The organism is Luteibacter sp. 9133 (assembly GCF_000800155.1).
Lineage (GTDB): Bacteria > Pseudomonadota > Gammaproteobacteria > Xanthomonadales > Rhodanobacteraceae > Luteibacter > Luteibacter mycovicinus.
On the sequence record NZ_JUHO01000001.1, the window covers coordinates 672,207 to 690,236 of the forward strand.

The 18,030-nt window shown below is 66.0% G+C and carries 14 protein-coding genes; 9 read left to right on the plus strand and 5 right to left on the minus strand.

Annotation, left to right across the window (positions count from 1 at the left end; translation table 11 throughout):
* Positions 1 to 23: 23 nt before the first annotated feature.
* Entirely contained in the window at positions 24 to 701 is a 678-nt protein-coding gene (locus FA87_RS19655) for a restriction endonuclease (RefSeq protein WP_052191106.1), read from the minus strand.
* 248 nt (positions 702 to 949) lie between these two features.
* On the opposite strand from FA87_RS19655, the gene FA87_RS19660 reads away from it, so the two are divergent.
* Positions 950 to 2,272, plus strand: a complete 1,323-nt coding sequence (locus tag FA87_RS19660) for a lysozyme inhibitor LprI family protein (RefSeq protein WP_052191107.1) — start codon at positions 950 to 952, stop codon at positions 2,270 to 2,272.
* A 4-nt stretch (positions 2,273 to 2,276) separates the two neighbouring features.
* Here the strand turns inward: FA87_RS19660 and FA87_RS02720 are convergent, their stop codons facing one another.
* The 3 genes from FA87_RS02720 to FA87_RS02730 all read right to left on the minus strand — a co-directional run bounded on the left by FA87_RS02720 (position 2,277) and on the right by FA87_RS02730 (position 10,681).
* Entirely contained in the window at positions 2,277 to 7,871 is a 5,595-nt protein-coding gene (locus tag FA87_RS02720) for an autotransporter-associated beta strand repeat-containing protein (protein ID WP_043692209.1), read from the minus strand.
* Between the two features lie 279 nt (positions 7,872 to 8,150).
* On the minus strand, positions 8,151 to 9,527 hold the full coding sequence (gene cycA / locus FA87_RS02725; protein ID WP_043692212.1) for a D-serine/D-alanine/glycine transporter: 1,377 nt from the start codon (positions 9,525 to 9,527) through the stop codon (positions 8,151 to 8,153).
* A gap of 89 nt (positions 9,528 to 9,616) precedes the next feature.
* Complete coding sequence (locus tag FA87_RS02730; protein ID WP_043692214.1) at positions 9,617 to 10,681, minus strand: aldo/keto reductase; 1,065 nt, start codon at positions 10,679 to 10,681, stop codon at positions 9,617 to 9,619.
* A 113-nt stretch (positions 10,682 to 10,794) separates the two neighbouring features.
* Between FA87_RS02730 and FA87_RS02735 the strand changes: the two genes are divergently transcribed.
* Both FA87_RS02735 and FA87_RS02740 read left to right on the plus strand, forming a co-directional pair.
* Positions 10,795 to 11,718 (plus strand): LysR family transcriptional regulator, encoded by a 924-nt coding sequence (locus tag FA87_RS02735; protein ID WP_043692218.1) that lies wholly within the window; start codon positions 10,795 to 10,797, stop codon positions 11,716 to 11,718.
* Entirely contained in the window at positions 11,715 to 12,098 is a 384-nt protein-coding gene (locus FA87_RS02740; protein ID WP_043692221.1) for a nuclear transport factor 2 family protein, read from the plus strand. The genes FA87_RS02735 and FA87_RS02740 overlap by 4 nt, the downstream gene beginning before the upstream one ends.
* A 14-nt stretch (positions 12,099 to 12,112) precedes the next feature.
* On the opposite strand, the gene FA87_RS02745 is transcribed toward FA87_RS02740, so the two are convergent.
* Positions 12,113 to 12,463: a response regulator gene (locus tag FA87_RS02745; protein WP_036116048.1), complete on the minus strand. Its 351-nt coding sequence runs from the start codon at positions 12,461 to 12,463 to the stop codon at positions 12,113 to 12,115.
* 140 nt (positions 12,464 to 12,603) lie between these two features.
* On the opposite strand from FA87_RS02745, the gene FA87_RS02750 reads away from it, so the two are divergent.
* Genes FA87_RS02750 through FA87_RS02775 form a run of 6 tightly spaced genes read left to right on the plus strand, consistent with a single transcriptional unit; the run spans position 12,604 to position 17,999 of the window.
* Complete coding sequence (locus FA87_RS02750; RefSeq protein WP_036116045.1) at positions 12,604 to 13,458, plus strand: STAS domain-containing protein; 855 nt, start codon at positions 12,604 to 12,606, stop codon at positions 13,456 to 13,458.
* A 4-nt stretch (positions 13,459 to 13,462) separates the two neighbouring features.
* Positions 13,463 to 13,825, plus strand: a complete 363-nt coding sequence (locus tag FA87_RS02755; protein WP_036116042.1) for an STAS domain-containing protein — start codon at positions 13,463 to 13,465, stop codon at positions 13,823 to 13,825.
* Positions 13,822 to 14,226 carry an anti-sigma regulatory factor gene (locus FA87_RS02760; RefSeq protein WP_036116037.1) on the plus strand — a complete coding sequence of 135 codons (405 nt, stop codon included), beginning with the start codon at positions 13,822 to 13,824 and terminating at the stop codon, positions 14,224 to 14,226. Before FA87_RS02755 ends, FA87_RS02760 begins: the two co-directional genes overlap by 4 nt.
* Positions 14,217 to 15,230, plus strand: a complete 1,014-nt coding sequence (locus FA87_RS02765) for an ATP-binding protein (RefSeq protein WP_043692225.1) — start codon at positions 14,217 to 14,219, stop codon at positions 15,228 to 15,230. The genes FA87_RS02760 and FA87_RS02765 overlap by 10 nt, the downstream gene beginning before the upstream one ends.
* Entirely contained in the window at positions 15,227 to 16,078 is an 852-nt protein-coding gene (locus FA87_RS02770) for an ATP-binding protein (RefSeq protein WP_043692228.1), read from the plus strand. Before FA87_RS02765 ends, FA87_RS02770 begins: the two co-directional genes overlap by 4 nt.
* Positions 16,065 to 17,999, plus strand: coding sequence for a response regulator (locus tag FA87_RS02775; protein WP_043692230.1), 1,935 nt, complete (start codon positions 16,065 to 16,067; stop codon positions 17,997 to 17,999). Before FA87_RS02770 ends, FA87_RS02775 begins: the two co-directional genes overlap by 14 nt.
* Positions 18,000 to 18,030: the final 31 nt, after the last annotated feature.

Here is an 18,030-nt window from a genome sequence, read left to right on the forward strand (position 1 = left end):
GCGTGCGCCCGGGCCGTTCCGACTTACGGAACGTCGGGTACGACCGGGGCGGGAGTCTGTGCCACGCGCTCCGCCGTTCCGGCGTGAGGCTGGCTTGCCGACTGCTGCATGGCCTGCATCTGTGCCCGCTGGATCTCGTGGATGTACACGCCGTACATCACGCACAGCATCAAAGCCATCACGATCACGGCACCCACGGCGGCGAAGACCGGCGCGCGACCTGGTGTCCGGTCGTCCACGTCGGCCCAGGGCGCGGTGTCATTGGCGGACAGTACGGGAAGCGGCGGCTCGGAGACCTTGCCGAGCATGGCGCGTATGCCCACTCCGTCGATCAGCGCGACATGCGAAAACCGCGACGCCGCCTCGATGGCGGGGCGGGTGAATTCACCCGAGGTGACCACGATGGCGCGGGTGGCGCCGGCCGCATGCATGACGCCCATCAGCTGGTGCACGTCATGGTGCGGCACCTGCTGTGCGACCCAGTGCTTGCACTGAACGACGGTGATTTCGTCGCCACGCGTCAGCGTGAGGTTGCTGCCGACGCCGACGTCGTCACTGCGACCTGCGAGACCCGGGCCGGCATGCTCGACGATGTAGCCTCGTTCCCGATAGTAGGTGGCGACGAGTCGCTCGAACTCACTCCGCGATACACGGGTGAGTGCGTCGTCGTGCCGAAAACGCACAGGCTTGGTGAACCTCATCGCCAGCCACCCGCGATGACCAACCGAAAGTCGCGCCCATGGGCGCCGTGCAGGACTGCCATGGTATTCCCCCTGATCGAGCGTCGCGCCCCCTTGGTACGTCGCTGGATGCTGTGGAATATAGCGCGTTATCCTGTGGATTCCTGTAGGCGAACGCCTACATCGCATTGCCTAAGTAGGTAATCGTTTTCACTCGTAAGTAGTATCTGCGTACTCGACGAAGCAAGGACATCGTTTTGCGACATGCCATGAGATCGATCTTCATCGGCGCCGCGGTACTCGCGCCCGCGCTCAGCTACGCCGCAGGCTTCGACTGCGCGAAGGCATCCACTCCCATCGAGAAGGCGATTTGCGCATCCCCCAAGGTGTCGGCGCTGGATGGTGAGCTCGGCGACGCGTTCAAGGTCGCCCTGGCCGGCCACCCCGGTAAAGCCGACGCGCTCAAGCTCGATCAGCGTCACTGGCTGGCCAGTCGCGATGAAGCAATCAGCAGCCAGATACGCGACGAGCCAGGCAAGACGTTGTCCGGTGACGTGGCCCGGTATCGCGACCGTATCGACTTCCTGAAGGGTCTGGACGCACCCGTTCCTAAACCACTGGAGGTGATCGCCGCCGCGCTGCCGAAGCTCTCGGGGAGCCAATACGACGTGCTTCACGGGCTGGCGGCCAAGGGCGTGCCGCTGGTGGTCGCGAAGAGCAGCGACATGAGCAAGCCGTCCGACTTTCCCTACGAGGCGGATAAGACCGTCGCGAACGCGCTCACTGAAGAAAGCGGCGACGCGCAGTACCGCGTTCTCGCGGGATCGCCCGTGAGTTCCGTGTATTCGTTGCAGGGGACGGCGCACTGCTGGTCGGAGACGCCGTTCCGCATTGAAGGCAAAAAGGCTATCGCCGTCGAGGCCCCGGACGCCTGGAGTGCCGACTGCATGTCGTCGCACGAGCTTGTGAAGATTGCCGGCGATTACGCGGCGGTGGTCGTGGGCTATGGCGGGGCCGATGAGCTGAGGGTGCAGGCCGCCCGTTGGGAAGGAAAGGCCTTCGGCAAGGACGCGCTGCTGGTCGCGCGCTTCGACCACACGCTTTCGATCAAGGGCAGCGCCTGCGCACCGAAGCAGTCACCGTGTGACGACTTTGCGGCGACAGCGATGACCGTCGCCAGCCGCTTCGACCGCAGTCCGCTTGCCGACACGCTGGCGCGGCTGCCCCAGGGCGCCGACAAGGCGGCTTATGCCGCGGCGTACGCGTCGGCGACCGCTGACGACGGGATGGCAGCAAACAAGAGCCAGACGCGGCCGAGCCTGCCGGACTTCGGCACCGGTTTCACGGACGGTTCGATGGCGGATTACAGCGCCGAAGGCAAGTTGTTTCCGCTGACCTTCCGTGGAGAAACGCTGCTCGGCTATATCGACCACGGTCACGTCGGCTGGCGCGTCAACGACGACTGGATCGTCTCCGCGTGGCGGCTGAAGGCCGGCCAGCTCGAGCCGGTCGCCTCCGCCTACATCGAGGTCAAGCGCGGCGCGTTCCTGCTGTCGTCGATGGTGCCAGTGCCCGCGCCGGATCCGCACTGAGCGCTTACCAGCGCACCGCGACGTCCAGCCTCGCGCCCTGATCCTTCCCTCCACCGCCGAAGCGACCCTGGTAGCTCGCGCCCACCGTCGTATGACGACCGATGGCGAAGGTCAGGCCGAGGTCGGCGATACCGGCGTTTCTCGCGAGCGGGGCGCCCTGGATGATGAACGTGTCGCCGCCATCGAGGAACCGCTGACGATCGATCGGCGTGAGATCGCCATAGGCGCGCTGGTAACCGAGCTTTGCGTGCGCGTCGATACCATCCCCGATCGACATGCTGCTACGCAGGCCGGCGGTGACGACCGTGGCGTTTTCACGCGTGCCACGTATCACAAGCGCCGCATCGGCCTGTTGCTCGGTGAACCCATCCTGCTGCGTGCGGATACGCGCGACATTCGCAAACGGTGTGAGCGAAGCGGCCGACACGGCGATGCGATAACCGGCATCGAGCCATCCCTGCGCAAGGTTGCCGTCGTAGCGCGCCGAGGCGTGATGCGTGGCGAGGCCCGGAACGTCGAGTCCACGATGCGCATCCATACGCTGCCATGCATACGTCGCGCCTGCACTGAGCTGCCACGCATCGACGGTGGCGGCGGCATAAAGGCCCGCGACGCGGCTCTTCGCGTTGACGCTGTCGTTGCCACTGCGCGTGCTCAGGTCGCCGGCACCGCCAAGCGCGCCGACGCGTACGCCATCAAGGTCACGGTCGAGACCGGCCAGCAGGCCGCCGCCGTTCGATCGCGCGCGTTCGAACCCGATCGCGCTGCTGCCGCCCGCGTTACCCCAGTGTCCCCAGGTAGCCGTCCATGCGCCGCTGCCGGGAAGCGCGTCGTCATTCGAGGTGTCGAGGTGTCGCTGCACGGTGTCGCGCACCTGGCGCGCGTCGTCCGCGCGCGCGCTGCGCGACGAGGCGTAGACGGCGCCGGTAAGACTGTCGAGCGCAGGCATCACGTCGGCATGGCCGAGGACCGCCAGCGTATCGAACAATGCGCCGCCGATGCCCTGCGACTGAATCGCCGTGGCGGTCGATCGTGCGTTCCGATTCGTCGCGAGCGTCGCGAAAGCGATATCGTTGCGATCCAGTTCGAGATAGACGGCTTGCGCACCGTAAGCCAGTCGTGGCGTGAGGAAGGGCTTGTCGACGGTCACGCTGTCGAAGGTGCCAGTCACGCCGCCCGCTGCGGTCAGGATGGTATAGCGCGTCGACGGCTTCACCGTCGTGCCGCTGAAGCGCGCATCGACGAGCCCGCCTTGCAGGGTGGCGGTTCCGCTGGCGGCGATCAGGTCGCTTGCACCGGCAGGTGTCGCCGTCACGATATAGCGCGAGGCTGCCGCCAGCGTGACGTTCCCCGTAATGCGTAAGCTGCCGGTCGTGCCATCGCCAGCGACGCTGAGGCTGCTGCCGTTCGAAGCGACGAGTGCACCGATGGCGCCTTGACCCGTCAGTGCCGCGTCGATCCCAAGCGTCACGCTCCCGCCAAGCGTACCGCGCAGGTCGAGCGTTCCGGCATCGACCTGCGTTGCGCCTGTGAATGCCGAGCCATCGCCGATGGCGAAAGTACCCATACCGCGCTTGATCAATCGACCCGTGCCCGACAGCGCGCCATCGAAGGTGACATCGTCGGCACGGTCGAAGACCAGCGTCGCGTTGTCGACCACCGAGCCGATGAGCGAGCCCGCCTGAGCACCGTCGCCGACGATCAGTGTGCCGGCGTCAACCGACGTGCCGCCGCTATAGCTGTTGGTTCCCGTGAGAAGCAAGGTGCCCGCACCGAGTTTGTGCAACACACCGCTGCCGGTGATGCCCTGTGTGAGCTCTAAATCGCTCGCAGTCTCGATGCCGCCTCCGCCGCTTCCCACGGATACGTGGCGATCGCTGGTGAAAGCTCCGGTGTTGCGCACCACGCCACCGTCCAGCGTCACCGCATTCGATGCATCGCCGAGGCTGGCATCGCGTGCGATGGACAACCGGCCGCCGTTGACGGCAACGCCGCCGCTCCACGCGTTGTCAGCCGTGAGCACCAGCGTGCCGGCGTCGGTCTTCGTGAGTCCGTGCGTGCCCTGGACGACGCTGTCGATGGTCGCGGTGACGTTTGCGCTTGCCGCCGAACCGTCGCCCACCCGCACATTGGCCGGGCCGCTGGCGTCACCCGCCAGGACGAGCGGCGCGCCGGTCAGACGATAGCCGTCGCTCATTACCTGCATTCCCGTCACCGCGATGTCGCCGGCGCTCGCGTCCAGTGTCACGGTGCCCGCCGTTCCGCCGAAGACGGCGAAGCCGGGCTGCGGCGACATGGGCGCGGTGACGCTGCCGGTCGCGTCGGTGAAGTTCACCGAGGTGAGCGACCACGTGCCGTCTCCACCACCCATCGTCGTGGCGGAGGCGCGACCGTCCGCATTCCAGAAGGAGAGGGTGGTGCCCTGCGTGCTGAGCAGGTCGATAGCGTGATCGGCGGCAAGATAGCGCAGGGTCAGGCGGGCCCCGGCCGGCGTCGAGCCCAGCTGAATGCCCCCGTTGGTAAAGGTGGCCACGCCACCTACGTCGAACAGCCGGTAGACACCGGCGCCGAAGCCGGACGACGTGACGAGATGGAGCGTCACATCGTCGAAGGATGCGTCACCCCCGACGCTTATGCGATCGCCGATGCCCGTGTGGAGAAAATCCGCGCCAGGCGAACCGAGTTCATAGCTCAGGCTGCTACCGGACTGCATCGTCAGATCGCCACCGACGGTGAGCGTGCCCACGCTGTTGCCGGGGCTGATGCCGCCGCCGGACGCGATGGTCACATCGCCATCCACGCGTCCATGACCGGCCAGCGTGCCGCCGCTCTGCACGAGTGCATCGCCTTGCAGGTACGCGGCCGACCCGGCGACGGAGCCGACGGTCAGCGTGCCCTGCGCCACGGTGGTCGTAACGGTGTTGGTCGTGTGCCCGTCGATGATGAGCTTGCCGGTGCCCGTTTTGGTCAGCCCGGAGATATCGGAGATCGTGCCCGTGAGTGTTCCACTGCGGCCGGCGTCGACGTTGAACGTCACGCCGCTGCCAAGGCTGAAGTCATTGGCGACGGAGAGGTCGTCGGCGCCGAAGTCGAGGGCGAACTGGGCGCCCGCCACCAGGCCCGAACCGAAGGCGGTGCTGCTGGTGGCACGTACGCGGCTACCCGTATCGATGAAGGTCGAGCCGCTGTAGCTGTTGTTTCCCGCGATGGTGAGCAGGCCACTGCCGCCGAAGGCGAGACTGCCGTTGCCCGACAGATTGCCAGCCAGAGTCTGGTCAGCCGAACCGACCACGCTGAAAACGCCCCGGTTGACGACATCGGCGGCGATGCTGCGTGTGCCGCTCGTGGCGAACAGCTGAAGCGCGCCGGCATCGATCACGATGTGATCGGCGTTCAGCGCGCCGCTCAGCGTGAGCCACGCGCTGCCGGTTTTCGAGAGCGTGCCGATGGCGACATTGCCGGCGTACGTCGCATCGGAGGATTGCTGCACGCTGAGCAGTCCCGTCCCCGTGATGCTGCCACCCGTACCCGTCAGGTTGCCGAGGTTGTACGTCGCGCCGCTCAGCTGCAGTGTGCCGCCGGTGATGTTGTATGCCGCTCGTGCGCTGTTTGACTGGGTCAGGGCCAGGACGCCGCCGGAGAGCGACGTGCCGCCCGTATAGGAAGTGTTGCCGCTGAGCGTCAGCGTGCTGTCACCACTCTTGACGATGCCGCCTGCGCCGGTGATAGCGCCCGACAGCGTGGCGGACTGACCCGTGGGAACGCCGAGACTGGTGGCGCCGCCGAGCGTGATGGCGTTGGCGATGGACATGCCGTTGGTGGTGAGGGTCAGCGCGTTGTTACCTGCCAGCGCCAGCGTGCCGCTGCCGAAGGCCGCGTTGCTGGTGGCGCGTACGGACGATCCGTTGGCGACCGTCGTGCCGCCGGTGTAGCTGTTGTTGCCACCGAGCGCGACAAGGCCCGTGCCGCCGATGGTCAGGTTACCGGTGCCGGACAGGTTGCCGCTGATCGTCGTCGCCGCCGTGCCGAGGATCGCCAGCGTGCCCTGATTGGCGATGTTCCCCCCGACGACGCGCGTGTTCGCGTTGTTGGTGAGCTGCAGCGTGCCGGCGCCGATGGCGAGTTGGGCCGAGGTCACGTTACCCGTGAGCGTCAGCGTCGCGGCGCCGGCCTTTTGGAAGGAGGCCACGCCGACATCGCCCGCGTACGTGGCGGCAGTGGACTCCTGAACGTTGAACACGCCCGGTCCCACGATCGAACCGCCGGTACCGGACAGGTTGCCGATGTTGTACGTGCCGCTTCCCAGTTGCAGCGTGCCGCCGTTGACGATGTACGGCGCACGCGCGTTATTGGACTGTGTCAGCGCCAGCACGCCTGCATTGAGCGTGGTGGTGCCGGTATACGTATTGCTGCCAGAGAGGGTCAGCGTGCCCGCGCCGTTCTTGATGACGTCGCCGCCGCCGGTGACGGCACCGGCCAGTGTTGCCGTCGCGCCGCTGGCGATCTCGAAACGCGTGCTGCCACTCCGCAGAAACGCACCGTTGAGCGCCCAGCTCGCGTTGGCGGTCGCGGAAACGACGTCGAAGCCGGAGACGTTACTGGCTGTCGAGCCGTTGCCACCCAGGCGTAACTCGTTGGATGCGCCATAGGCATAAACGTCCCCCGTCAGCGACGTGCCGGTCGAAAGCGTGAGGAGGTTGTTGCCGCCGTAGAGGTCGAAGGCATGAGCCCGTGCGCCCGTGCCGCTCAGCCCGCCGATGACGGTGCCGGCGTTGACGAGGGAGGCGCCGCCGTTGTCGGAGACGATGCCTGCACCGCCGCCGCCCGCACCACCGGTGTCACGTGCCACACCACCGTTACCCCCGGTGACCGTCCCCTGATTGGTAAAGGTGGTGCCAGGTGCCAGCCACACGCCCGCACCTCCGCCACCGCCGCCGGCGCCTTGCCGGGTGGGGTCGGTCGCTGCGCCGCTGGCGCCACCGTTACCTCCGACGATCAGGCCGGCATTCGTGAGCGTCGCGCCGTTCGCCAGCGACGCTCCGGAGCCGCCGCCACCGCCGCCGCCCGCACCACCGCCGACGTCATCGCCACCATTGCCGCCGCTGCCGCCCCGAAGCGTCGTGCCCACGGGAACCGTGTTGCCCGCCGTCGTGAAATAGACCGAGACGCCGCCGCCTCCACCGCCCGCCGCGCCATTGGTCGAGTTGGCACCGTTGCCGCCAGTGAACGTCGCCGCGGCGAAGGTACTTGGGCCCGACGTGGTGATCGAGGCGTTCCCCCCGGCGCCACCGGCGCCGCCAGGGCCGCTGCCCGCCCAGCCCGCGTTGCCCGCGCTGCCGTTGCCGTTCGAGCCGTAACTGAAGAAGTTGAGCTGGTAATAGCCGCCGGCTCCGCCGACACCACCGCCGCCCGGTGAGCCGGATCCCGATCCGCCGGCACCGGCGTAGTTCTGGCGGGAGCCACCGTTATCCTGGCCGGCAAAGGCGATGGCCGGCGTCACAGCGCAGGCGGCAAGAATGCAGAGCGTCAGGGTACGACGGCGCGGCACGCGCGCACCGTATACCGACGTGCGTGCCGCCGGGCGAAAACGGATAACCATGTGGCACGAACCCCTGCTGATTAGCGACCGCGCGCGCGCGTCCCCCGAAGCCCTGCCTCGACGACGGGCAGGGCATCCCTGTGATCGCCGTCTCACGCACCCGTAAGTGCAATTTTGAGTGGCGCCACCAAGTGTGACGCATGTCACATATTTGGTGTATCGGCGCCTGGCGGCTTTCCTTTACTGGCGGATTTCGATCGCAACCGACATGAGCTAAGGGACGTTCCGGTGTGGCTTGCACCCGCCAGCTCACCGGTGGGAGCTGAGCCTGTCAGCGTTTCACGCCTTGCGGCGGCGCAAGGCATAGCCGATCGCCAGAATCGCAAACCACACCGGGCTCGCGATCAGCGCCTGACGCGTATCGCTTTCCAGGGCCAGCAACACCAGCACGAAGGCGAAAAACGCCAGACACACCCAGCACATGAACACGCCGCCCGGCATCTTGTAGGACGACACCGCGTGGAGCTCCGGGCGCTTGCGCCGGTACGCGATATACGCCGCCAGAATCAGCGACCACACGAACATGAAGAGAATCGCCGCCAGGGTCGTCACCAGCGTAAATGCGGTCACGAGGTTGGGCACCACGGCAACCAGCATCGCGCCGCCCAGCAGGCAGATGCACGAGAAGAGCAGGCCGCGCGAAGGCACCGCGGCCCTGGACAACGTTGCGAAGGCCGACGGAGCGTGGTTCTCTTCGGCCAGACCGAACAACATGCGGCTGGTCGAGAAGATGCCGCTGTTGGCGGACGAGGTGGCCGAGGTCAGCACCACGAAGTTGATCAGGCTGGCCGCGGCAGGGATGCCGGCCAGCAGGAACAGTTCGACGAACGGGCTCTTGCCCGGCACCACCTGGCGCCACGGCGTCACCGACATGATCACCACGAGGGCGAGCACGTAGAACAGGATGATGCGCACGGGGATCGAGTTGATCGCCTTGGGCAGGTTGCGCTCCGGGTCGGCCGTCTCGGCGGCTGTCGTGCCGACCAGTTCGATACCGACGAAGGCGAACACCGCGATCTGGAACCCGGCAAAGAAGCCACCGATGCCCATCGGGAAGAAGCCACCGTCACTCCACAGATTGGACAGGGAGGCGACGTGGCCATCGGGCGACCTGAACGCCCAGGCCACCATGCCGAAGCCGGTGACGATCAGTGCGCAGATGGCGATGATCTTGATCAGCGCGAACCAGAATTCCATCTCGCCGAACAGTTTGACCGTCGTCAGATTCAGCACCAGCAGGAGCGCCACGCACAGTACCGCCGGTATCCACGGTGCCAGTCCCGGGAACCAGAACTGGGCATACGAGGAGATCGCGATCACATCCGCGACGGCGGTAATGATCCAGCAGAACCAGTACGTCCATCCGCAATAAAATCCGGCCCATGGCCCGAGCAGGTCGGTCGAAAAATCGATGAACGACTTGTACTCGAGGTTGGACAGCAGCAGCTCGCCCATCGCCCGCATGACGAAGAACAGCATCACGCCGATGATCAGGTAGACGAAGAGGATGGACGGCCCGGCAAGACTGATCGTCTTGCCCGAGCCCATGAACAGGCCGGTACCGATGGCGCCGCCGATGGCGATCAGCTGCAGGTGGCGATTGGACAGGCTGCGCCTGAGGTGCTGCTCGGGGGACTGCTCCGGCGGAAGGGACATCGGCATGCTCGGGTCGGGACGGAAGCGGTGAACATACGGGGGTGGCCCCTATCCGGCAAGGATTCTCAGTGCGTTCCGGCGACGTGGGCTCAGCGAGGTCTCACCACGCTCGCCCCACCCAGCACCTGAGGCATCACCCGCGGCAGGAACGAGTGCGGAAAAATGGGTGTGACCGCACTCGCCTCATCCAGTCGGCGCAACTGCGCATCCGTAAACGTCACCTCCAGGGCCGCCAGGTTTTCTTCGAACTGCTCCGCCGTGCGTGCACCGAGGATCGGAATCACCGTCGGCATGTGCTTCGCCAGAAGCCAGGCGATCGCTGTCTGCGCCAGTGAATACCCAAGCTCGCCGGCAACCTGCCTGAGCACGTCGACAATGTCGAAGTTGCGCTCGGTCAAACCGCCCATCCCCGACACGACGGCAGAGCGCGTACCGCTCCATACATCCGCCCCCTTATGCTTCTCGATGTCTTCGCGCGTGTACTTGCCGGTGAGCATGCCCATGCCCAGCGGCGACCAGGCGAGCACGCCGAGACCCAGCTCCTGCGCCATCGGCAGGAGATCGTGTTCGACGGTGCGCTCGATCAGACTGTGCTCGATCTGCAAGGCCACCAGTGGCGCCCAGCCGCGCAGATCGGCCAGCGTCTGCATGCGCGCGACCTGCCATGCCGGTGTGTCGGAAATGCCGGCGTAAACGATCTTTCCCGCGGTGACGAGGTCGTCGAAGCCGCGCATGATCTCCTCGATCGGTGCCAGCCCGTCCCAGACATGCAGGTAATAGAGGTCGATGTAGTCGGTATCGAGACGGCGCAGGCTCGCTTCCACCGCGCGGACCATGTTGCGGCGGTGGTTGCCGCCGGCGTTCGGATGGCCCGGCTCGGTGTTGAGCGAATACTTCGTCGCGATCACGGCGTTGTCGCGGCGGCCGGCGAGGAACCTGCCGAGCAAGGTCTCCGACGTACCGCCCGTGTAGAAATTGGCGGTGTCGATGAAATTACCGCCGCGCTCCATATAGATGTCCAGCATGCGGCGCGATTCCGCTTCGGCGGCGCCCCAGCCCCAGTCGTCGCCGAAGGTCATCGTGCCCAGCGAGACCGGGCTGACGCGCAGGCCGGAGCGGCCGAGGGTGAGGTAGTCGTTCAGTCGCTTGCTCATGGTCCACTCCAGGAACGGGAAAGAGGCTGAAACCATAGGCGCCCGATTCCGCTGGATAAATGGGGTTGCTCGCCATAGGCTATGAAGTCCGGCTTCACAATGGGGGGTGCCCGATGTCGTCCGACCTGCTGCCCGCCATCGCCGCCTTCGCGCGCGTGGCGCACCACGCGAGTTTCACCCGGGCGGCCGCCGAGCTGGGCGTGTCGCCCTCGGCCTTGTCGCAATCGATGCGGAATCTGGAGCGACGCCTCGGCGTGCGTCTGCTGGACCGTACGACGCGCCGGGTCGGCGTCACCGAGATCGGTCAGCGTTTCCTCGACGATGCCCGTCCCGGGCTGGATGTCCTGTCACACGCGATGGACACGGTCACCGAGTTGCGTGAATCGCCCGCCGGCCTGTTGCGTATCAACCTCGCGCGTGTCGTGGCGGATGTCATTGTCCTGCCGCATCTGGCTGCCTTCACGGCCGCCTACCCGGAGGTGATCGTCGACCTGCATTGCGATAACACCTTCCTCGACCTGATCGACGGCGGTTTCGACGCGGGCTTTCGTATCGGCGAGAGCCTCGCGAAGGACATGGTGGCGGTACCGATCGGCGGTCCGCAGCGCATCGCGACCTTCGCCTCGCCCGGCTACGTCGCGCGGCACGGCCTGCCACGCACGCCCGCGGACCTGCTCGATCATCGATGCGTGTCCATCCGCCTAGCGAACGAACGCAGCGTGATGCTCTGGGACTTCGAGCAGGACGGCCGTATCGTCGAGGTCGAGACCACACCCGCCCTCATCAGCAACGATGGCGATGTGCTGCTCAGCGCGGCGCGGGCCGGTGTCGGCATCGGCTGCCATTTCGAGCCACTGGTGCGGGAAGACCTCGACGCGGGCCGTCTGGTCCCTGTGCTGGAAGACTACTGGCCCACGTTCGAGGCGTTCCATGTGTACTATCCCAGTCGAATGCACATGCCGCGGAAGCTGCGCGTCTTCATCGACTTTCTGCGCGAACGCCACGCGCCCGACGCCACCCAGGGAGCCATGCCATGACCGCCGATTATCACCAGGCCCTGATCGAGGCCTATATCGATGCCTACAACCGCTTCGATGTCGAAGGCATGCTGGTGACCCTCACCGATGACGTGCGCTTCGAGCACCATGCGGCGGGTGAGCTGGCCGTGGCGACGGATGGCAAAGCCGACTTCGAAAAGCTCGCCCGCGTCGGCGCCGCACTGTTCGCCTCGCGGGCGCAGACTCTGGTCGAGCTACGCGACGAGGGCGAGGTCGTGGTGGCGAAGATCGATTTCCACGGCGAGATCGCCGAGGACATCCCCGACGGGCCGGGCGCGGGCACCATCATCGAGATGCAGGGCACCTCGGAATTCAGCTTCCGCGACAGCAGGATTTCGCGGGTGATCGACCGCGGCTGACCGACGGCAGCGACTCAGGCGGCCAGCCTCTGCACGGCGGCGAGGAGGCTCTTGCGGTCGTACGGCTTGGGGAGGTATCCCATGGGCTCGCGAACCCATTCATGCTGCTCTTTCGCCTCGCCGGACGTGACCAGAATCGGCATGTCGCTGTGGCGCGTGGCGAGTTCCTGACCCGACACCGTGCCGGGCATGCGCACGTCGGTGAACAGCAGGTTGGCCTTGCCCGTCTTCAGCCAGGCCTCGGCTTCGTCACCGTTGCGCGCGGTGTGCACCTCGTAATCCCCCTCGAGGATCATCGCCGTGAGTTCGCGGATGGCGTCATCGTCCTCGACGAGCAGGACGACAAGCTTCGGGTCAGTGGTCATGGGACGGTACTTTTGAAGGAGTTAACAGCGAGGCAGATACCGGTTCCGACGTGAACCCGATGTCAATGAAAGTCGTCCGGTGGGTGCTATTCCATTGCGCCCGACGGGCACGCATCATATGACTTTTAAGGGGGATCACCATGACCGCACTGAGCCAGCGCACCATAGAAGCCATTCGCACGCACGAGGCCCAGCTGCTGGCCACCTGGCAGGCCAACCTCGAGACCAGTGGCGCGTCACGGGACGCCCGCATCAACCAGGTCGAGTTCGACGGCCAGACCCGCGACTTCCTCCGTCTGCTGGTCGGGGGTGCCAACGCCGGTGAGGGGAGCATCGCCAATCAGGAGTGGTCCGAAACGCGTGCCTTTCTCGAAAAGCTCTCGCGCAGCCGCGCCCAGCAGGGTTTCGATTCTCAGGCCACGGCCAGCTTCATCTTCTCGCTGAAGCGTCCCCTGTTCGACCTGCTGCAGACCGTCTATGCGTCCGAGCCGGTCGAGCTGGCACAGCAGCTCTGGGCGATTTCGGAGTTGCTCGACTCGCTCGGCATGCACACGATCCGTGCCTTCCAGAAGTCCCGCGAAGAGGTCATCGCCCGTCAGCAGGAAGAACTGCTCGAACTTTCCACCCCGGTGGTGAAGCTCTGGGAAGGCGTGCTGGCCCTGCCGATGATCGGCACGCTGGACTCGCAGCGTACGCAGGTCGTCATGGAATCGCTGCTCCAGCGTATTGTCGAGACCGGCTCGGAAATCGCCATCATCGACATTACCGGTGTGCCCACGGTGGATACGCTGGTGGCGCAGCACCTGCTCAAGACGGTCACGGCGATCCGTCTCATGGGCGCCGATGCCATCATCAGCGGCGTGCGTCCCCAGATCGCGCAGACCATCGTGCACCTGGGCCTCGACCTGCAGGGCATCGTGACCAAGGCCAACCTCGCCGATGCGCTGGCGCTGGCGCTGAAGCGCTCGGGTATCACGGTCTCCAGGGCCGACTGACGCCATGGACCGCATTCCTATCCTGCGCATGGGCGAGTTCCTGCTCGTCACCATCCAGGTCGACATGCATGACCAGCTGGCGCTGACGCTGCAGGACGATCTGTCCGAGCGGATCAGCCGCACGTCGGCGCGTGGCGTCCTGATCGACATCTCCGGACTGGATATCGTCGACTCCTTCATCGGCCGCATGATCGGGACGATCTCCGGCCTGTCCAGGATCATGGATGCCGAAACCGTGCTCGTCGGCATGCAGCCGGCGGTCGCCATCACCCTCGTCGAACTCGGCCTCACGCTTCCCGGGATCAGCACGGCGCTGGACGTCGAGCGCGGCATGAAGCTGCTACGCGAACGCGTGCACGACCAATGAGCGTACTCAAGAGCGGGTCGCAAGCCGTCCGCATCGAGCAGGACGTGGTCCTGGCGCGACAGACCGCCCGTAAGCTGGCGGTTGAGTGCGGCCTGCGTCTTGTCGACCAGACCAAGCTGATCACGGCGGCCAGCGAGCTCGCTCGCAATGCCGTGATCTACGGCGGTGGCGGCGACATGGACTGGGAGATCCTGGAGGAAGAACGTCGCAAGGGCCTGCGTCTGGTCTTTCGCGACGAAGGCCCCGGCATCCCCGATCTCAAACTGGCCATGACCGATGGGTGGACCTCCGGCGGTGGCCTGGGTCTCGGCCTCACGGGCGCGAAGCGTCTGGTCGACGATTTTTCGGTGGAGAGCACGCCGGGCGTCGGCACCCGGGTGATGATCTGCAAATGGACCTGACCTTCGATGGTGGCCTGACCGACGTCGTACCGGTGGAGGAGACCAGCCAGATCGGCCAGGCGAGGCGTGTCGCACAACAGATCGCCACGCAGGCCGGTTTCGATGCCACTGACGCGGGACGGGTCGCCCTGATCGCCACGGAACTGGCCACCAACGTGCTTAAGCACGCCCGTGGTGGCGAGATTCACGTGGCCACCGTCCCCGGGATCGATACCCGGGGTGTCGAGATCATCGCGGTCGATCGCGGCCCCGGCTTCAATCTGGCCGACTGCCTGCCCGACGGTTTTTCCACGGGGGGGACACGTGGTGAGGGCCTGGGCGCGGTGAAGCGTCAGGCCGATATCATGGACATGTACGCCGACGCGCGAGGGTCGGTCGTGCTGGCGCGCATGTATCCGAAGGGCTTCACACGCGCGGACATCCGCTTTGGTGCGAGTCACCATGCCCTGCACAGCGAGCCGGTCTCCGGCGATGGCTGGGGCATGGCACTCAACGCCGACGCCGCGGAGATCGTGATGGTCGATGGGCTCGGCCACGGCGTCGCGGCGCACGAGGCCGCGCGCGCGTGCATCGACGCCTGGCGAGCGACGCCGTTCGAGGAACCCGTGAGCCTGATGGTCTTGCTGGACACGGCGATGCACGGCGGCCGTGGCGGTGCGGTGGCGGTCGCACGGTTCGACCGCAGGAGCGAAATCCTTCGCTACACCGGTATCGGCAATATTTCCGCCGGGCTGCATACGCTGGACGGTTCGCGCGGGCTCGCCTCGCATCCGGGCATCGTGGGCGTGCAGGCGCGTCGGGCGCAGGCGTTCGATTTCCCCGACGTGGCCGGCCGCCTGTTGATCATGCACAGCGACGGTCTGCAGTCGCGCTGGTCCCTGAAGGATTATCCCGGCCTCGGCACTCGCCACCCGGCGGTGATCGCGGCGCTCCTTCACCGGGATTTCTGTCGTGGTCGCGATGATGCAACCGTCTTTGCGATACGACTGGAGGCCACGGCATGAGCGATCCCGAAGAGATCGAACGCCTGCGCGCCGAAAATGACGCGCTGCGGGCCGAGCTGGAAGAAACCAACCAGGGTGTGCTCGCGTTGTACGCGGAGCTCGACTCCCAGGCGGAGCAGTTGCGCCAGGCCTCGGAGCTGAAAAGCCGGTTCCTGTCGTACATGAGCCACGAGTTCCGTACACCGCTCGGTTCCATCCTGAGCATGACGCGTCTGCTGGACGACGAACTCGACGGCCCACTCACGGATGAACAGCATAAGCAGCTGGGCTTCGTCAGCGGTGCGGCGCGCGAGCTCAGCGATATGGTCGACGACCTGCTCGACCTCGCGAAGATCGAGGCTGGCCGGATCACCATCTCGCCGGCATGGTTCGAACTGATGGACCTGTTCACCGCGTTGCGTGGCATGTTCCGTCCTATCGTCGATGCGACGGATGCCGACCTCATCTTCGATGCGCCCGAGGGCATGCCGAAGCTCTACACCGACGACAAGAAGCTGGCTCAGATTCTGCGCAATTTCGTCTCCAACGCGCTCAAGTTCACGCCGCGCGGGGAAGTGCGCGTCACGGCGAAAATGGAAGAGGGTAACTTCGTCCGCTTCGCCGTCAGCGACACCGGCATCGGTATCCCCGAAGACCTGCAAGGCATCCTGTTCGAGGACTTCACCCAGATCGACTCGCCGCTGCAGAAGCGCGTTCGCGGCTCCGGTCTCGGCCTGTCGCTGTGCCGTCAGTTCGCCCATCTGCTGGGCGGGGAAGTCGGCCTGGAGAGCACGCCCGGTGTCGGTTCCGTGTTCCACGTCGTGTTGCCCCTGAAGTTGCCGACGGAGGCGCTCGATGCCGCGCAATAACCGCATCCTGATCGTCGACGACAACGCCCCCACGCGCTACGCGATGCGGCGCACCGTCGAACGGCACGGCTACACCGTGCTCGAGGCAGGGACGGGGACCGAAGGTCTCGCGATGATCGCGGGCAACGACATCGCCTGCCTCGTGCTCGACGTGAACCTGCCCGACATGAGCGGTTTCGATATCGTGCGCAAGCTGCGCGATACACCCGAAACGCTGTTGCTTCCAGTCGTGCACGTGTCCGCGGCGTCGATCGAAACGGGCGACATGATCACCGGCCTGGAAAACGGCGCGGATGCGTATCTCGTGCATCCGGTCGACCCCGATGTCCTGCTGGCGACGATCCGCACGCTCGTACGCGTGCGCGACACCGAACTGGCGCTGCGCGAGTCCGAGGCCCGCTTCCGCGAGATATTCACCAGCATCGCCGCGCCCATCGCCGTCGTGGATGCCAGCCTGTCCGTCGTCGAGTCCAACGAGGCGTTCCGTCGCCTCGTCGGTGAGGCCGGCGGAACGGACCAGCTCGATGGCTGCTTCGACGTGGGCCAGGATGAGCTGCTGGCGCAGATGCGCCTGCACGTCGCCGACAAGCATCGCTGGCGCGGCGTGCTGTGCATGAAATCCCGCACGGGCATCCGCGAAACCGAGTGGCGGATGACCCCGCACCGCGACGACACCGGTCTGGTCTTCGTCGACGACGTCACCGAACAGCGCCGGCGCGAGCGCGAGCAGCTCGAACAGATCGACACCGCGACGATGCAGCTGGCGCTGGAGATCGCCGAGCGCGAACGTACCGAGTCACAGCTGGTGCAGGCGCAGAAAATGGACGCGCTCGGCAAGCTCACCGGCGGCATCGCGCATGACTTCAACAATCTGCTGACCAGCATCATCACGGGTATCGACCTGATCAACCGCCAGGTCGAATCCGGCAAGCCGGAAGGCGTGCAACGATTCGCCGACGCCGCACTGGGCTCCGCCCGTCGCGCGGCCGCACTGACGCATCGCCTGCTTGCCTTCGCGCGTCAGCAGCCACTCAACACGCGCTCCACCGACGTCAACGAGCGCATCCTGTCGCTCGAAGACATGTTGCGCCGGACCATCGGTGAGCACGTGACGCTGGACCTGTTCCTCTCATCCACGCCGGTGATCGCCAGCGTGGATGCCAACCAGCTCGAGAACGCGGTGATCAATCTGGTGATCAACGCGCGCGATGCCATGCCCGGCGGAGGCACGGTCCGTGTGTCGACGCGACTCACTCATGTGAGCGGCGACGCCGAGCTGCCCAGCGGCGACTACGTGATGCTGACGGTCTCGGACAACGGGTCGGGTATCGAGCCGTCCATCCTGGATAAGGTCTTCGAACCGTTCTTCACCACCAAGCCGGTGGGGCAGGGTACGGGCCTGGGTCTGTCGATGATTTACGGCTTCGCGCGCCAGTCCGGCGGCCATGCGCGGATCAGCAGCGTCGTCGGGGAAGGCACGGACGTGTCCCTGCTCCTGCCGGTCGGCGAGGGCGAGGTCGTCACGCCGACGCCGCACCGCGGTCCCCTGGCGGGCGGCAACGGCGAGCGCGTCCTGATCGTCGAGGACACCGAGTCGGTGCGCATGATGGCCCTGGAGATCCTCACTGAGGCCGGCTACGTCTGTGTTGCCACGGAAGATACGGGCGAGGCACTGCGCATCCTCCGCGGAGACGACGATATCGACCTTCTGCTGACCGACATCGGCATGCCCGGCATGGACGGGCGGGAGCTCGCCGATGTCGGCCGGGCCTGGCGGCCGACGCTGCCGGTGCTGTTCATGACGGGCTATGCGGAAAGCGCCGCCGAGCGCACGGGTTTCCTCGGTCCCGGCATGGACATGATCACCAAGCCCTTCGAGATCGATGGCCTGCTGGAGCGTGTGCGAAACATGCTTGACTGAAGCAGGGGTCGTTGCCCCGCGTTCGCGCGAC

Bases quoted from the DNA above. Each gene is read 5' to 3' on its own strand.
- FA87_RS19655 (WP_052191106.1), bottom strand. From the start codon at position 701: ATGAGGTTCACCAAGCCTGTGCGTTTTCGGCACGACGACGCACTCACC.
- FA87_RS19660 (WP_052191107.1), top strand. From the start codon at position 950: ATGAGATCGATCTTCATCGGCGCCGCGGTACTCGCGCCCGCGCTCAGC.
- FA87_RS02720 (WP_043692209.1), bottom strand. From the start codon at position 7,871: ATGGTTATCCGTTTTCGCCCGGCGGCACGCACGTCGGTATACGGTGCG.
- cycA (WP_043692212.1), bottom strand. From the start codon at position 9,527: ATGTCCCTTCCGCCGGAGCAGTCCCCCGAGCAGCACCTCAGGCGCAGC.
- FA87_RS02730 (WP_043692214.1), bottom strand. From the start codon at position 10,681: ATGAGCAAGCGACTGAACGACTACCTCACCCTCGGCCGCTCCGGCCTG.
- FA87_RS02735 (WP_043692218.1), top strand. From the start codon at position 10,795: ATGTCGTCCGACCTGCTGCCCGCCATCGCCGCCTTCGCGCGCGTGGCG.
- FA87_RS02740 (WP_043692221.1), top strand. From the start codon at position 11,715: ATGACCGCCGATTATCACCAGGCCCTGATCGAGGCCTATATCGATGCC.
- FA87_RS02745 (WP_036116048.1), bottom strand. From the start codon at position 12,463: ATGACCACTGACCCGAAGCTTGTCGTCCTGCTCGTCGAGGACGATGAC.
- FA87_RS02750 (WP_036116045.1), top strand. From the start codon at position 12,604: ATGACCGCACTGAGCCAGCGCACCATAGAAGCCATTCGCACGCACGAG.
- FA87_RS02755 (WP_036116042.1), top strand. From the start codon at position 13,463: ATGGACCGCATTCCTATCCTGCGCATGGGCGAGTTCCTGCTCGTCACC.
- FA87_RS02760 (WP_036116037.1), top strand. From the start codon at position 13,822: ATGAGCGTACTCAAGAGCGGGTCGCAAGCCGTCCGCATCGAGCAGGAC.
- FA87_RS02765 (WP_043692225.1), top strand. From the start codon at position 14,217: ATGGACCTGACCTTCGATGGTGGCCTGACCGACGTCGTACCGGTGGAG.
- FA87_RS02770 (WP_043692228.1), top strand. From the start codon at position 15,227: ATGAGCGATCCCGAAGAGATCGAACGCCTGCGCGCCGAAAATGACGCG.
- FA87_RS02775 (WP_043692230.1), top strand. From the start codon at position 16,065: ATGCCGCGCAATAACCGCATCCTGATCGTCGACGACAACGCCCCCACG.